The organism is Cellulosimicrobium sp. SH8, assembly GCF_025818875.1.
GTDB classification, from domain to species: domain Bacteria; phylum Actinomycetota; class Actinomycetes; order Actinomycetales; family Cellulomonadaceae; genus Cellulosimicrobium; species Cellulosimicrobium cellulans_D.
Genome location: NZ_JAMXMH010000013.1, coordinates 129,478 through 144,958, shown reverse-complemented (window position 1 = coordinate 144,958; position 15,481 = coordinate 129,478). Strand labels below are relative to the sequence as shown.

Below are 15,481 nucleotides of genomic sequence, written 5' to 3'. Positions count from 1 at the left end.
CGATAGGGAGCCATGGGGGAAGAGACGGGACGACACGTCGGCGACGAGGCCGGCGCACGAGAGGAGCACCCGTGACGCACCGCCCCCGCCACCGCCTGCGGCTCGCTGCGACCGCCGTCCTCGCGCTCGCGGCGGGAGCGGTCGCCGCGCCCGCCGCTGCCGCGGACTTCCCGATCGAGGAGCCCTTCGGGAGCACGTCGCCCAACGACCCGGCCTGGGTCCCGTTCGGCGAGGCGACGTTGACAGGCGAGGGCGACGGATGGCTCCGGCTCACCGACCTCGACCAGACCAACGGCGGGTTCGGTGGCTACGTGCTCGACAGCGCGTTCCCGACGGACCTCGGGGTGGCGGTCGAGTTCGAGTACGCGACGTGGGGCGGCCAGGAGCTCGGCGGCAACCGCGGCGACGGGTTCTCGTTCTTCCTCATGGACGGCTCGTTCCCCGCCGCGGTCGGCGGGGACGGCGGGTCGCTCGGGTACACGTTCCTCCAGGGCGGGTACGCGGGCGTCGGGTTCGACGAGTTCGGCAACTTCTCGGCCGGCGTCGGCGGCCCTGGCCCGCAGCCCGGGTTCGTGTCCGTGCGCGGCTCCTACGCCGCGGCCACGCCGTGGGGCTACCTCACGGGAGTGCCCGGCCCCGGCGGGACCGTCGAGACCGTGCCGCCGGGTGGCGGCGACCCGAGCCGCGCGTTCGTCCGCACCGTCCGCGCCGTCGTCACCCCGGCGCCGAGCACCGACCTCCTCTCCGTGTGGAGCGACAGCGGACCAGGCACCCCGCTCGAGCCGCTCATCAGCCAGTTCGACATCGGCGGCGCCGCGGGGCAGCCCGCGCTCCCGGCCACGTTCAAGCTCGGCTTCGGCGCGTCCACCGGTGGCGCGACGAACTACCACGAGATCCGGAACCTGCGCGTCGTCATCCCCACCGTCCTCACCGTCGAGAAGACGACGAGCACGCCGGTCGTCGAGTCCGGCGGCCGCGTCTCCTACCAGCTCGAGGTGACGAACGAGTACGTCAACGACGTGGTCGGCGCGCGGGTCGTCGACGACGTCCCGGCCGGGCTCACCGGCGTCACCTGGACCTGCGCCGCGACCGGCGGCGCGGCCTGCGGGGAGACGTCGGGCTCGGGCAACGCGATCGACACGACCGTCGACCTGCCGCGGCTCACGGGCGCCACGCCGACGGCGGCGGCGGTCTTCACCGTGACCGGGACCGCGCCGTTCGTCGACGCCGAGACCGTCCTGACGAACACGGCCGAGGTGGTCGCCCCACCCGACCGCGAGGACCTCACGGACAACACCTCGTCCGTCGACGTCACCGTCCTGCCCGCCGCCGACCTCGCGGTGACCAAGGAGCTCACCAGCCCGGCACCGCTCGTGCTCGGAGAGCCCGTCGAGTACGTCGTCGACGTGACGAACGAGGGCCCCGGGAGCGCGCGCGGCGTCGTCGTCGCGGACGTCCTGCCGCCCGCCCTCGACCCGGCGAGCGTCGTCGCCGACGGGTGCACGCTGGAGGGCACGACCCTCGTGTGCCCGGTCGGCCCCCTCGCTGCCGGTGCGGGTGCGTCGTTCACGATCACCGGGACCGTCGGCCCGGACCCCGCGACGTGCTCGGCGGGCGACGTCGTGCAGCGCGCCCGCGTGACCTCCACGTCCGGGGACCCGGACCCGTCGAACGACGTCGCCGAGGTCGCGACGCCGTGCGTCGTGCCGGTCGCGCTCTCCGTCACGAAGACGGGCCCCGCGCAGGTGACCGGGGGCGAGGAGCTCCGGTGGGAGGTCGTCGTGACCAACGACGGTCCCGCCGCGGCACCCGGAACCGTCGTCGAGGACGCCGTGCCCGACGCCGTCACGGGCGTCTCGTGGACGTGCAGCGTCTCGGACGGGTCGGCGTGCGACGCGCCGTCGGGCACCGGGAACGACGTCTCGACGACGGCGACCGTCCCCGCGGGCGGGACGGCGACGGTCGTCGTGACGGGCACTGCGCCCCCGGCGGGGGGCACGGTGACGAACACCGCGACGGTCGAGCCGTGCGCGGCCTGCGTCGACGGCGGCGACGGCCCGCACGAGGCGACGGCGACGACCACGGTCACGGCTGCACCCGGCCCCGTACCGGCACCGGGACCGCTACAGCCCGGCACGTCCGGGCCCGGCCTCGCGACGACCGGCGTGGACGTCGTGGCCGCGAGCGCCGCGGCGCTGGTCGCCGTCGCGCTGGGCACCGGGCTCGCGCTCCACGGCGCCCGGGCCCGCCGCCGGACCTGAGTCCCGGGACCTAGGACCTTTTCTGCGGTCCCGGGCGGACGTCACACCGCCCGGGGCCGTCACGGACCGTGCAGGGCCTCGGTCGATGCGGTTGTATGAAGCCGTAGTCGTTCACGAACCCTTCCCCCTGCAGGAGCGTGAGATGAGCACGACCACCGTCACCGAGTCCACCGCCTGGCGACCCGCCGAGGTCGCCCCCCTCGACGACGACACCCTGCGTCGTGTCGACGCGTGGTGGCGTGCGGCGAACTACCTGTCCGTCGGCCAGATCTACCTCCTGGACAACCCGCTGCTGCGCACGCCGCTGGACCGCGAGGACGTCAAGCCGCGCCTGCTGGGCCACTGGGGCACGACCCCCGGCCTGAACTTCCTCTACGCGCACCTCAACCGCGCGATCGCGCAGCGCCGCCAGTCGACGATCTACGTCGCGGGCCCCGGTCACGGCGGCCCCGGCCTCGTCGCGAACGCGTACCTCGAGGGCACCTACTCCGAGACGTACACGGACATCACGCAGGACACCGAGGGCCTGCGCCGCCTGTTCCGCCAGTTCTCGTTCCCGGGCGGCATCCCGAGCCACGTCGCGCCGGAGACCCCCGGGTCGATCCACGAGGGCGGCGAGCTCGGCTACGCGCTCTCCCACGCTTACGGCGCCGCGTTCGACAACCCCGACCTGCTCGTCGCCGCGGTCGTCGGCGACGGCGAGGCGGAGACCGGCCCGCTCGCGACGAGCTGGCACTCCAACAAGTTCGTCAACGCGCGCAACGACGGCGTCGTGCTGCCGATCCTGCACCTCAACGGGTACAAGATCGCCAACCCGACGGTGCTCGCGCGCATCAGCGACGACGAGCTGCGCGACCTCATGATCGGCTACGGCCACACTCCGTACTTCTTCACGGGCGGGTTCGACGGCGAGGACCACTTCGAGGTGCACCAGCGCTTCGCGAGGCTCCTCGACGAGGTGCTCAACCACATCGCGCAGATCAAGGCCGACGCCGCGGCGGGCAACGACGAGCGTCCCGCGTGGCCCATGATCGTCTTCCGCACGCCCAAGGGCTGGACCTGCCCGCCCGTCATCGACGGGAAGAAGACCGAGGACTCGTGGCGCGCGCACCAGGTGCCCCTCGCGAGCGCGCGGGACACCCCGGAGCACCTCGACGTGCTGCGCGGCTGGCTCGAGTCGTACCGCGCGGACGAGCTGTTCGACGAGGACGGCCGGCTGCGCGACGACATCGCCGCGCTCGCCCCCGAGGGGACGCTGCGCATGAGCGACAACCCGCACGCCAACGGCGGGCTGCTGCTCAAGGACCTGCGCCTGCCCGACTTCCGCGACTACGCCGTCGACGTCTCGGGCCCGGGTGGCAACGTCGCGGAGGCGACGCGCGTGCTCGGCGAGTGGCTGACCGACGTCGTGCGCCTGAACCCGGACAACTTCCGGATCTTCGGCCCGGACGAGACGGCGTCGAACCGCCTCCAGGCGGTCTACGAGGTCACGGACAAGCAGTGGAACGCCGACTTCTTCGGTCCCGACGTCGACGAGCACCTCGCCCGCGCGGGCCGGGTCATGGAGATGCTCTCGGAGCACCAGTGCCAGGGCTGGCTCGAGGGCTACCTGCTCACGGGGCGCCACGGCCTGTTCACGAGCTACGAGGCCTTCATCCACATCGTCGACTCGATGTTCAACCAGCACGCGAAGTGGCTCAAGGTCACCAACCACATCCCGTGGCGCCGGCCGGTCGCGAGCCTCAACTACCTGCTGTCGAGCCACGTGTGGCGCCAGGACCACAACGGCTTCAGCCACCAGGACCCGGGCTTCATCGACCACGTCGTGAACAAGAAGGCCGAGATCGTCCGCGTCTACCTGCCGCCGGACGCCAACACGCTGCTGTCCACCTACGACCACTGCCTGCGCTCGCGCCAGTACGTGAACGTCGTCGTGGCGGGCAAGCAGCCGGCGCCGCAGTTCCTGTCCATGGAGCAGGCGATCGCGCACTGCACGCGCGGGCTCGGCATCTGGGAGTGGGCCGGCACCGAAGTCGAGGGCGAGGACCCGGACGTCGTGCTCGGTGCCGCCGGGGACGTCCCGACGCTCGAGGTGCTCGCCGCGGCGGACATCCTGCGCCGCCGCATCCCCGACCTCAAGGTCCGGGTCGTCAACGTCGTGGACCTCATGCGGCTCCAGGACGAGAACGAGCACCCGCACGGGCTGTCGGACAAGGACTTCGACACGCTCTTCACGTCGGACAAGCCCGTCATCTTCAACTACCACGGCTACCCGTGGCTGATCCACCGCCTCACGTACCGCCGCACCAACCACGCGAACATCCACGTGCGCGGCTACAAGGAGGAGGGCACCACCACCACCCCGTTCGACATGGCGATGCTCAACGACATCGACCGCTTCCACCTCGTCATCGACGTCATCGACCGCGTGCCGTCCCTGCGCTCGACCTACGCGGGTCTGCGCCAGGAGATGGTCGACGCGCGGCTGACGGCCCGGCAGTACACGCGCGAGCACGGGGAGGACATCCCCGAGGTGCGCGACTGGGTGTGGCCGGACGCCGGCGACACGGCGACGGGCGAGGGCGGCCCGCAGTACGACGGCGCGCGCGCCGTGCAGGACACCGGAGGAGACAACGAGTGAGCGACACCGCTCGCAGCATCTACATCACCTCGCCCGAGGGCGAGACGGGCAAGTCCACGATCGCGCTGGGGGTCCTCGACCTGCTGGTCCGCAAGGTCCAGCGAGTCGGGGTCTTCCGGCCGGTCACCCGGGCCGTGGGCCCGGACGTGCAGGACTACGTGCTCGAGCTCCTGCTCGCGCACGACGGCGTGGACGTCACCGCCGAGCAGGCGATCGGCGTCACGTACGAGGACGTCCACGCCGACCCGGAGGCCGCGCTCTCGCAGATCGTGGCCCGCTACCACGAGGTCGCGCGCCAGTGCGACTTCGTGGTGGTCGTCGGGACGGACTACACCGACGTCGCAGGCCCGACCGAGCTGTCGTTCAACGCGCGCGTCGCGGCGAACCTCGGCGCGCCGGTCCTCCTCGTCGTCTCCGGCAAGGGCCGCACGACCGACGCCGTAGGCAACCTCATCGAGGTGAGCGTCGCCGAGCTGCGCTCCCAGCACGCGCAGCCCATCGGCGTGGTCGCGAACCGGGTGGACCCCGCCGACCTCGACGCCGTGCGTGCGCTGCTCGGCTCGCTGGGCCCGGACGGCGAGCCGCTCGCCGGGGCGGGGGCGCCGTCGGGCACGACGGCTGAGCCGGCCCCGGGCGCCCGGCTGCCCGGGTGGGCGGTGCCCGAGGACCCGTTCCTCGACGCCCCGACCGTGCGGATCCTCATGGAGGCCGTGGGCGGGACGCTCGCGTTCGGCGAGGAGGAGCTCCTCGCGCGCGAGGCGACCGACCTGCTCGTCGGCGCCATGTCGTTCGAGCACCTGCTCGACCGGCTGACCGACGGCGCGGTCGTCATCACGCCCGGCGACCGCGTCGACATCCTCATCGGCCTGCTCGCCGCGCACTCGGCGTCGGGCTTCCCGTCCCTCGCGGGCGTCATCCTCAACGGCGGGTTCTTCCCGCCCGAGTCGACGGCGCGCCTCGTCGCGGACCTCGACCCGAGCCTGCCGATCATCCGCACCGACCTCGGGACGTTCCGCTCGGCGAGCGCCGCCGCGAGCGCCCGGGGGCGTGTCACCAAGGAGTCGCAGCGCAAGGTCGACACGGCGCTCGCGCTGTTCGAGCAGAGCGTCGACGGCGCGGCGCTGCTCGCGGGCCTCGACGTGCCCCGGCCCGAGGTCGTCACGCCGCTCATGTTCGAGTACGAGCTGCTCTCGCGCGCCCGCGCGGACCGCAAGCACGTCGTGCTGCCCGAGGGCGACGACGACCGCATCCTGCGCGCCGCGTCCACGCTGCTCGGCCGCCAGGTCGCCGAGCTGACGATCCTCGGCGAGGAGCAGAAGGTCCGCGCCCGCGCGGCCGAGCTCGGCCTCGACCTCGAGGCGGCGCACGTGGTCAGCCCCCACGACCCCGAGCTGGTGGAGCGGTTCGCCGCGGAGTACCAGCGGCTGCGCGCGCACAAGGGCATGACGCTCGAGGAGGCGCGCGAGCGCGTCCAGGACGTGTCCTACTTCGGCACGATGATGGTCCACCTCGGCCTCGCGGACGGCATGGTGTCGGGCGCCAAGCACACGACGGCGCACACGATCAAGCCGTCGTTCGAGATCATCAAGACCCAGCCGGGCGTGTCCGTGGTGTCGTCGGTGTTCCTCATGTGCCTGCAGGACCGCGTGCTCGTCTACGGCGACTGCGCGGTCATCCCCGACCCGTCGGCCGAGCAGCTCGCGGACATCGCGATCTCCTCCGCGGCGACGGCGCAGCAGTTCGGCGTCGACCAGCGCGTCGCGATGCTGTCGTACTCGACCGGAGAGTCCGGGTCGGGCGCCGACGTCGACAAGGTGCGCCGGGGCACGGAGCTCGTCCGCGAGCGCCGCCCCGACCTGTTCGTCGAGGGCCCCATCCAGTACGACGCCGCCGTGGACGCGTCCGTCGCGGCGTCGAAGATGCCCGGCTCGGACGTCGCGGGCCGCGCGACCGTGTTCATCTTCCCGGACCTCAACACGGGCAACAACACCTACAAGGCCGTGCAGCGCTCCGCGGGCGCCGTCGCGGTCGGTCCGGTCCTCCAGGGCCTCAACAAGCCGGTGAACGACCTCTCGCGCGGCGCGCTCGTGCAGGACATCGTCAACACCGTCGCCATCACCGCGATCCAGGCGCAGGCCCCGGCCGACGCCGTCTCTGACTCCGGTCCTGACTCCCGAGGAGCCACCTCATGACGATCCTGCCCGAGGGCGAGCGCCCCAACCCCTACAGCGCCTACGGGGCGCACGGGTCCGTGCTCGTCATGAACTCGGGGTCGTCCTCGCTCAAGTACCAGCTCGTCAACCCCGTCGGCGGCGAGGCGATCGCCGCGGGCACGATCGAGCGCATCGGCGAGGACACCGGCATCATCAAGCACCGGTTCGCGGGGAACACGACGACGCGCGAGGAGCCCGTCGCCGACCACGGCGTCGCCCTGCGCATCGCGCTGAGCCTTTTCGACGAGGTCGGCCCCACGCTGGCCGACGCGGACGTGTACGCGGTGGGCCACCGCGTCGTCCAGGGCGGCTCGCTGTTCGCCGACCCCGTCCTCGTCGACGACGGTGTGCTGGAGCGGATCCGGTCGCTCTCCCCGCTCGCGCCCCTGCACAACCCCGCGAACGTCAAGGGCATCGAGGTCGCCCGGTCGCTGCTCGGCGACGTCCCGCACGTGGCCGTGTTCGACACCGCCTTCTTCCAGCGCCTCCCGCAGCACGTGGCCACGTACGCCCTGGACGCCGAGATCGCGCAGCAGTACGCGATCCGGCGCTACGGCGCCCACGGGACGAGTCACCAGTACGTCTCGGGCAAGGTCGCGCGCGTCCTCGGCCGGCGGATCGAGGGGCTCAACACGATCGTCCTGCACCTCGGGAACGGCGCCTCGGCCTCGGCCGTGAAGGGCGGGGTCCCGGTCGAGACGTCGATGGGCCTCACCCCGCTCGAGGGCCTCGTCATGGGCACCCGCACGGGCGACATCGACGCGGCCGTGGTGTTCCACCTCGCGCGCAACGCCGGGATGACCATCGACGAGATCGACGACCTGTTCAACAAGCGGTCCGGGGTCAAGGGCCTCTCCGGGGTCAACGACTTCCGTGAGCTGCACCGGCTCATGGACGAGGGCCACGAGGGCGCCCGGCTGGCGTTCGACGTCTACATCCATCGGCTGCGCAAGTACATCGGCGCCTACGCCGCCGTGCTCGGCCGCGTGGACGTCGTCGCCTTCACCGCGGGCGTCGGGGAGCACGACGCGGAGGTGCGCGCCGCCGTCGTCGAGGGCCTCGAGCCGCTCGGCCTCGCCGTGGACCCGGACCGCAACGCCGTCGACTCGGGCGAGCCGCGCGTCATCTCGCCGGACTGGACGAGCACGCTCGTCATGGTCGTCCCGACGATGGAGGAGCTCGCGATCGCACGCCAGTCCGTCGAGGTCGTCGAGGCCGCCTCGCGCGCGTTCTAGGTGGGATGCTCGGTCGGTGACCGTCCTCATCGACCCGCCCGCGTGGCCCGCGCACGGGACGCTGTTCAGCCATCTCGTGTCGGACGCCTCCCTGGCGGAGCTGCACGCCTTCGCGGCCTCGATCGGCGTGAGCCGGCGGGCGTTCGACCTCGACCACTACGACGTCGCCGCCGAGCGGTACGACGTCGCCGTGGCGGCGGGCGCCGTCCCCGTCGGTGGGCGCGAGCTCGCCCGGCGGCTCGGGTCGTCGGGGCTGCGCGTCCCGGGCCGGGCGCGGCGCGCGGCGAAGGCCGACGCGCTGCTCGCCCGCTGGGACGCGCTGCTGCCCGGTGCCCGGGACGTCGGCGTGGACCTCGTGGAACGCTGGCACGAGCCGCACCGCGTGTATCACGGCCCCGAGCACCTGGTGCACGCGCTCGACTCGCTCGCGCTCCTGGAGGGGCGTCCGCCCGGAGTGCCCGACGGCGTCGCCGCGCCCGGGCGAGCGGGCGGCGGTGGGTCGTCGAGCGGGCCGGCGGGCGGCGGCTCGGGAGACGCACCGGGGAGCGCCGCTGCGACCCAGCTCGCGCTGTGGTTCCACGACGCCGTGCACGACGGCGAGGCCGGACGCGACGAGGAACGGTCCGCCGACCTCGCGGAGAGCAGGCTCGCGGGCCACCTCGATGCCGCGACCGTGGCGGAGGTCGCCCGGCTCGTGCTCGTGACGACGGACCACTCCCCCGCGGCGGGCGACCAGTCGGGCGCGCTCGTGTCGGACGCCGACCTCGCGATCCTCGGTTCCGCGCCGGACCGCTACGCGCGGTACGTCCGGCAGGTCCGAGCCGAGTACGCGCACGTCCCCGACGACGCCTTCCGCACCGGACGCGCCGCCGTCCTCCGCGGCCTGCTCGGTGGCGGTGCCCTGTTCCGCACGCCCCAGGGCGCCGAGCGGTGGGAGGACCAGGCCCGCGACAACCTCACCGCCGAGCTCGCCGCCCTGAACACCTACGCCTGACTCGGCCGCCCCCTCACCACCTCATGCTCAGGCGCTAGGGTCGGGCCGTGACCGACGAGCCGACCACGCCCGCCTCGCAGCCCCCGTCATCATCGTCGTCGTCATCGACCTCGTCGGAGTCGGGGTCCTCCCGCCGGTTGCCGCGGGACCGCCCACGTCGGTCGCGGCATCGGCGGGCGACGGCCTGGGGCGCGGTCGGTCTGGCGGTGCTCGTGCTGGCGCCGTTCGTCGTCGTGCAGAGCGTCGGGCGCGCGCACGTCGCCGACCCGGCCGACGTGCCGCCCAGCGACGCGATCGTCGTCCCAGGTGCGGGGCTGCGACCCGACGGGTCGCCGTCGACGTACCTGCGGCGCCGGCTCGACGCGGCCGCGGACCTCTACGGTCGGGGCGTCGCGCCCGTCGTGCTCGTGAGCGGCGACGCGCACGACGACTACGACGAGCCCGGGTCGATGCGCGCGTGGCTGCTCGACCGGGGCGTGCCGGACGACGCGATCCTGCTGGACCGCGAGGGCTTCGACACGCACGCCACGTGCACGCGCGCGGTGTCGGATTTCGGGGTCACCACGGCGGTCGTGGTCACGCAGGGCTACCACCTGCCGCGCACGCTGTTCTCGTGCCGTGTCGCGGGCCTCGACGCGGTCGGGATCGGGGTCAGTGCCGCGAGCGTGGAGCCGTGGAAGGCCGTGCTCTACCGCGTCCGCGAGGTCCCCGCTGCGTCGAAGGCCGTCCTGGACGCCGTGCGGCGCTGAAGGACGCCCACGCGCACGTCCCGCCCGGGGGTCGGGCCCCGGGTCAGGGCAGCCGCAGTCGACGCATGACGTCGAGCGCTGACGTCAGCACCTTGCTGGGGAGCTCGCCGCCGATCGCGTAGAGCGTGTCGAGCGTGAGGCCCTGGTTGGCGCCGCGCTGCACGGAGATCGTCTGCGCCTCCGTGAGCGCCTCGATCCCCTCGCGGCCGTGCCGACGCCCGAGGCCGGACGCCTTGAAACCACCCATCGGCGCGCCGACCGAACCCCAGGCGGCGGAGTACCCGTCGTTGACGTTGACCGTGCCCGCCTCCACGCGCGCCGCGATCCGGCGGCCCCGCGCGACGTCGCGCGTCCACACGCTCGCGTTGAGCCCGAACTCGGAGTCGTTCATGACCCGCACGGCCTCGTCGTCGCTCGCGACCCGGCGCACGGACACGACGGGCCCGAACGTCTCCTCGCGGGCGCACGCGGCGTCGTCGGGCACGTCGTCCAGGACGGTGGGCGCGTAGAACCACGGGCCGATGTCCGCGCGGTGCACGCCGCCCGCGAGGACGCGGGCGCCGCGCGCGATGGCGTCCTCCACGTGCGCGACGACGCGGTCGAGCTGCGCCTGCGACGTGAGCGACCCCATGTCGGCGGAGTAGTCGAGGCCCGCCCCGAGGCGCATCTCCCGCACGAGCGGCACGAACTCGTCGAGGAACGCGTCGGCGACGTCCTCGTGCAGCACGATCCGCTCGATCGAGACGCAGAGCTGCCCCGAGTTGGAGAAGCATGCGCGCACGGCGCCGCGCGCCGCAGCGCGCACGTCGGCGTCCGCCGCGACGTAGAGGGGGTTCTTGCCGCCGAGCTCCAGGGTCGCCCCGATGAGCCGCTCCCCCGCGCGCGCGGCGACCTTGCGCCCCGTCGCCGTCGAGCCCGTGAACGCGATGTGGTCCACGTGGTCGGTGACCGCCGCGCCGACGTCGCCGCCGCCCGCGACGACGAGGAACAGGTCGGCGGGCAGGCCCGCCTCCTCGAGCAGCTCGGCGCCCCACAGGGCGCTGAGCGTCGTCTGCGGGTCCGGCTTGAGCACGACGGCGTTGCCCGCCACGAGCGCGGGCACGGCCTCGGCGAACGCGAGCGTCAGCGGGTAGTTCCAGGGCGCGATGACGCCGACGACCCCCACGGGGCGGCGGTGCACGCGCGTGCCGGTCAGCACGGGCAGCATCCCCGGCGCCCGCCGGTCGGCGAGGTAGCGCGGGCCGCGCTGGGCGTAGTGGCGCGTGAGGATCGCGACGTCCGCGACCTCCTCGAACGCGCTGCGGCGCGACTTGCCGGACTCCATCTGGACCAGGTCGAGGCCGTCGGACTGGCGCGCGAGGACGAGCTCGCCGAACCGGCGCAGCACGGCCGCGCGCTCCCGGACGGGGAGCGCCGCCCAGGCCGGCTGCACGGCCCGGGCCCGCTCGACCGCCCACGCGACGTCCGCGACGGAGGACACCGGGAACGCGGCGAGCGGCGCGCCCGTGAAGGGCAGGACGGAGCGGTGCATGCCCGCCTCGTTGCTGGTGACGACGCGCTGCGCGAGCGGTGCGACGACGTCGGGCTCGAGCACGTACGTCGCCGCGGGGTTCTCGGGGTCGATCAGGCCGTCCAGCGCGGCGCCCTCGCCGGGTCCGGTGCCGGGGGTGCCGGATGAGCTCGTCATGGGGACAGGCTACGTCGTCGGACCGACAGAGCCCGAGACGGGGAGCTCCCAGGTCGTGAGCACCGGGCGGAAGCCCTGGCGCGCCCAGAAGGGTGCCGAGAGGGGGTTGAGGACGCCGTGGTGCAGGAGCACGACCGTGTCCTCCCCGACGCGTTCCCGGACGCGCGCGAGCGCCGCGTCGACGAGCGCGCCACCGGTCCCGGCGCCGCGCGCGGCGCCTGTCACGTGCAGCAGCACGAGGTAGGCGACCGGCCCGGCCGTGACCGTCCCCGCGACCGCACCCGACCGCTCCGGCGGCTCGACCGCGACGACGCCCAGCACCTCCTCGGCCCGGTCCCCGGAATCAGCCCCGCGAGCGGCGGCCCGGGCCGCCGTCGCGACGAGGAACGTCGTGGCCGGGTTCGCCACCGCGCCCGCGACCTGCGTCGCCAGGAGCGCACGGGCCCCCGGGCGCACCCGGGCCGCGCCCACGAGCTCGTCGTACGCGAGCTCGGCGAGCTGGTGCTCGACGAGCGCCGGGACGTCGTCGGGCGTCGCGTCACGCACGACCAGGCCTGCCGGACCGTGTCCTGCCGCGCCCGGGGCCGTTCCACGGCGCGCGGCGAGGTGGACCGTCGGGCGCATGCCGTGCGCGGCGAGCGCCGCGACCGCCCCGACGTCGCGGCTCGGCCAGAGCAGCACCCTGCCGTGGTCGCGCGGCGCCGGCCCCACCTGGGGCACACCGTCGCCGTCGGGGGGCGTGCCCGGGTCGTTCGCGACGCGCTCGGACCACGCCGCGAGGAGCGCCGCCACCGCGCCCGGGACGTCGGGGCCCGCCGCCCGGGCGCGCAGCCGGTGCTCGCGGAGCGGGCGGAACAGCGCGGCCGAGGAGTCGTGGCCGACGTCACCGACCGTGACGAGGCCCGCGGCCCTCGACCCGTCGGGGAGCCGGACGGCGAGCAGGCGCTCGTCGCCCGGCGCTGCGCCCAGGTCGGGGACCGCGACGAGCGGGTCGAGCGCGCCGACCCGCGCGCGGTGCTCGGACTCGAGCGCGGCCAGGTCGTCGGAGTCGGGCGCCCAGACGGAGCCGGGCGTCATCGCCCGGCGTCGCGCGCGTCCGACGCGCCGAGCGGTCGGCCGAGCACGACGCACTCCTGGTCGGTGTAGCCGAGGCGCTCGTAGAAGCCGCGGACGGCGTCGTTGGTCGAGCGCACCATGAGGCGCACCGCCCGTGCGCCCTGCGCGGCGAGCCACGCCTCCGCCGCGACGACCGCGGCGCGCCCCGTGCCGGTGCCCCGCAGCCGCGGGTCGACGGCCACGTAGTAGAGCCAGCCGCGGTGCCCGTCGACGCCGGCCATCGCCGACGCGACGACCTCGCCCGCGCGGACCGCGCCGTCGGCCTGGCCGTCGTCGGACCCAGCACCCGGGAGGTCGCGCGTCGCCCGGCCCACGAGCACCGTGGACGTCTCCCCGAGGCGCGCGTCCGCGAGGTCGCGGTACGGGTCGTTCCAGGGCCGCGTGAGCCCGCAGTTGCGCCACAGCGCGACGACCGCCTCGACGTCGTCGTCCGCGACCTCGGCGAACGTGACGTCCGCGCCGGGTACCGGGTCAGGCACGGCGTCGCCCGCGCGGGTCAGCCGGGGCCCGTCCGCGACCCGTCCCGTCACGGCGCGGCTCAGCGGGGCTGGTACGGCGAGACGACGACCTCGACGCGCTGGAACTCCTTGAGGTCGGAGTACCCGGTCGTCGCCATCGCACGCCGCAGCGCGCCGACGAGGTTGAGCGTGCCGTCCGCCTGACGGCCCGGGCCGAACAGGATCTCCTCGAGCGTGCCGGCGGTGCCGACGCGCACGCGCTCGCCGCGCGGGAGCTGCGCGTGGTGCGCCTCCGAGCCCCAGTGCCAGCCCCGGCCGGGCGCCTCCTCGGCGCGCGCGAGCGCCGCGCCGATCATCACGGCGTCCGCGCCGCACGCGACGGCCTTGACGAGGTCGCCCGAGCGGCCGACGCCGCCGTCGGCGATGACGTGCACGTAGCGGCCGCCCGACTCGTCGAGGTAGTCGCGGCGCGCGGCCGCGACGTCCGCCACCGCCGTCGCCATGGGCGAGTGGATGCCGAGCGAGACGCGCGTGGTGTGCGCTGCGCCGCCCCCGAACCCGACGAGCACGCCCGCGGCTCCCGTGCGCATGAGGTGCAGCGCCGCGGTGTACGTGGACGCGCCGCCGACGACGACCGGCACGTCGAGCTCGTAGATGAACCGCTTGAGGTTCAGCGGCTCCGCGACGCCCGAGACGTGCTCGGCCGAGACGGTCGTGCCACGGATGACGAAGAGGTCGACACCCGCGTCGACGACGGTCTGGTAGTGCTCCTGGGTGCGCTGCGGCGACAGCGCGCCGGCGACCGTGACGCCCGCGGCGCGGATCTCCTTGAGCCGCTGCGTGATGAGGTCCGGCTTGATGGGCTCCGCGTAGATCTCCTGCATGCGCCGCGTCGCCTCGAGCGGCTCGAGCGTCGCGATCTCCTCCAGGAGGGCGGTCGGGTCGTCGTAGCGAGTCCACAGGCCCTCGAGGTCGAGCACGCCGAGGCCGCCGTGGTTGCCGAGCGCGACGGCGGTCGCGGGGCTCATCACGGAGTCCATGGGCGCCGCGAGGATGGGCAGCTCGAAGTGGTACGCGTCGATCTGCCAGCCGACCGACACCTCCTTGGGGTCGCGCGTGCGCCGGGAGGGCACGACCGCGACGTCGTCGAAGGAGAACGCGCGCCGACCGCGCTTGCCACGTCCGATCTCGATCTCGTTGCTCACCGGGCCAGCCTACCGGCGGCCTGTGCCGGTCACCTGCACGGCGACCCGTGTGGGTGGGCGCTGGCAGGGTGACGCTCGTCGCCGGGACGTCCGGCGGCACCGGGCGCGACGAGCGCCGGGACCCGAGCGAGACCGCGAGGTGGACCATGACGACGACGCCCTGGACGGCGGGACCGCTCCTCGGTCTCGACACCGAGACCACGGGCGTCGACGTGGACGTGGACCGCATCGTCACCGCGGCGCTCGTGCTCCGCGAGCCCGGGTCGACGCACGTGCGGACGTGGCTCCTCGACCCGGGCGTCGAGATCCCCGCCGAGGCGACGGCGATCCACGGCGTCTCGACGGCGCACGTGTCCGCCCACGGCACCGCCCCGGCCGAGGCGCTGGAGGAGATCGCGACGCTCCTCGTCGACGCGCAGCGCGACGGAGTCCCGCTCGTCGCGTACAACGCCGCGTTCGACCTGTCCCTCCTCGACGCGGAGCTCGTCCGCCACGGCCTGCCGACGCTGGCCGCCCGGCTCGGGCGGCCCGTCCGCCCGGTGCTGGACCCGCTCGTCCTGGACCGCGCGTGGGACCCGGCGCGCGAGGGCAAGCGCCGGCTCGTCGACCTCTGCGCGCGCTACGAGGTGCTCGACGTCGGCCCGCTGCACACCGCGGACGCCGACGTCCTCGCCACCCTCGACCTCCTCGACGCCCTCGCGCGCGCGTTCCCGGACCTCGGCTCCCTGGGCCCCGACGCCCTCCACGACCTGCAGGTCGTGGCGCACCGACGCTGGGTCGACACGCTGGACCCCGAGCGCGAGCCGCCCTACGTCGGGGCCGGCGCGGACGGCCGCTGGCCCTCGTAGGGGACGAGCCCGGCAACGAGGCGACGCACCATCCCGGACGCCACCTATCTCACGACACGGATGGAGGTCCTGTG

Annotated in this window: 11 protein-coding genes; 7 read left to right on the top strand and 4 right to left on the bottom strand. The window is 74.3% G+C overall.

Going from position 1 to position 15,481, the window contains the following annotated elements; translation table 11 throughout:
* Positions 1–71: 71 nt before the first annotated feature.
* The 6 genes from NF338_RS18165 to NF338_RS18140 all read left to right on the top strand — a co-directional run bounded on the left by NF338_RS18165 (position 72) and on the right by NF338_RS18140 (position 10,093).
* A complete protein-coding gene (locus NF338_RS18165) occupies positions 72–2,261 on the top strand; it encodes a hypothetical protein (RefSeq protein WP_264032037.1) in 2,190 nt (729 codons plus the stop codon).
* Between the two features lie 142 nt (positions 2,262–2,403).
* Positions 2,404–4,902, top strand: coding sequence for a phosphoketolase (locus NF338_RS18160; RefSeq protein WP_264032036.1), 2,499 nt, complete (start codon positions 2,404–2,406; stop codon positions 4,900–4,902).
* Positions 4,899–7,094, top strand: coding sequence for a phosphate acetyltransferase (gene pta, locus NF338_RS18155; RefSeq protein WP_264032035.1), 2,196 nt, complete (start codon positions 4,899–4,901; stop codon positions 7,092–7,094). The genes NF338_RS18160 and pta overlap by 4 nt, the downstream gene beginning before the upstream one ends.
* On the top strand, positions 7,091–8,350 hold the full coding sequence (locus tag NF338_RS18150) for an acetate/propionate family kinase (protein WP_264032034.1): 1,260 nt from the start codon (positions 7,091–7,093) through the stop codon (positions 8,348–8,350). The genes pta and NF338_RS18150 overlap by 4 nt, the downstream gene beginning before the upstream one ends.
* 16 nt (positions 8,351–8,366) lie before the next feature.
* Entirely contained in the window at positions 8,367–9,344 is a 978-nt protein-coding gene (locus tag NF338_RS18145) for a DUF4031 domain-containing protein (RefSeq protein ID WP_264032033.1), read from the top strand.
* Between the two features lie 206 nt (positions 9,345–9,550).
* Positions 9,551–10,093, top strand: a complete 543-nt coding sequence (locus tag NF338_RS18140; protein ID WP_264032032.1) for a vancomycin high temperature exclusion protein — start codon at positions 9,551–9,553, stop codon at positions 10,091–10,093.
* A 43-nt stretch (positions 10,094–10,136) separates the two neighbouring features.
* Here NF338_RS18140 and NF338_RS18135 read toward each other — a convergent pair whose 3' ends face one another.
* The 4 genes from NF338_RS18135 to NF338_RS18120 are packed head-to-tail and all read right to left on the bottom strand — an operon-like array spanning position 10,137 to position 14,559.
* Entirely contained in the window at positions 10,137–11,780 is a 1,644-nt protein-coding gene (locus tag NF338_RS18135) for a succinic semialdehyde dehydrogenase (RefSeq protein WP_264032031.1), read from the bottom strand.
* A 9-nt stretch (positions 11,781–11,789) separates the two neighbouring features.
* Positions 11,790–12,857, bottom strand: coding sequence for a GNAT family N-acetyltransferase (locus NF338_RS18130; protein ID WP_264032030.1), 1,068 nt, complete (start codon positions 12,855–12,857; stop codon positions 11,790–11,792).
* A complete protein-coding gene (locus tag NF338_RS18125) occupies positions 12,854–13,375 on the bottom strand; it encodes a GNAT family acetyltransferase (RefSeq protein WP_264032029.1) in 522 nt (173 codons plus the stop codon). The genes NF338_RS18130 and NF338_RS18125 overlap by 4 nt, the downstream gene beginning before the upstream one ends.
* A gap of 59 nt (positions 13,376–13,434) precedes the next feature.
* Positions 13,435–14,559, bottom strand: a complete 1,125-nt coding sequence (locus tag NF338_RS18120) for a GuaB3 family IMP dehydrogenase-related protein (protein ID WP_264032028.1) — start codon at positions 14,557–14,559, stop codon at positions 13,435–13,437.
* 146 nt (positions 14,560–14,705) lie between these two features.
* On the opposite strand from NF338_RS18120, the gene NF338_RS18115 reads away from it, so the two are divergent.
* Positions 14,706–15,407 carry an exonuclease domain-containing protein gene (locus NF338_RS18115; RefSeq protein ID WP_264032027.1) on the top strand — a complete coding sequence of 234 codons (702 nt, stop codon included), beginning with the start codon at positions 14,706–14,708 and terminating at the stop codon, positions 15,405–15,407.
* Positions 15,408–15,481: the final 74 nt, after the last annotated feature.

Bases quoted from the DNA above. Each gene is read 5' to 3' on its own strand.
- NF338_RS18160 (WP_264032036.1), top strand. From the start codon at position 2,404: ATGAGCACGACCACCGTCACCGAGTCCACCGCCTGGCGACCCGCCGAG.
- NF338_RS18150 (WP_264032034.1), top strand. From the start codon at position 7,091: ATGACGATCCTGCCCGAGGGCGAGCGCCCCAACCCCTACAGCGCCTAC.
- NF338_RS18135 (WP_264032031.1), bottom strand. From the start codon at position 11,780: ATGACGAGCTCATCCGGCACCCCCGGCACCGGACCCGGCGAGGGCGCC.
- NF338_RS18130 (WP_264032030.1), bottom strand. From the start codon at position 12,857: ATGACGCCCGGCTCCGTCTGGGCGCCCGACTCCGACGACCTGGCCGCG.
- NF338_RS18115 (WP_264032027.1), top strand. From the start codon at position 14,706: ATGACGACGACGCCCTGGACGGCGGGACCGCTCCTCGGTCTCGACACC.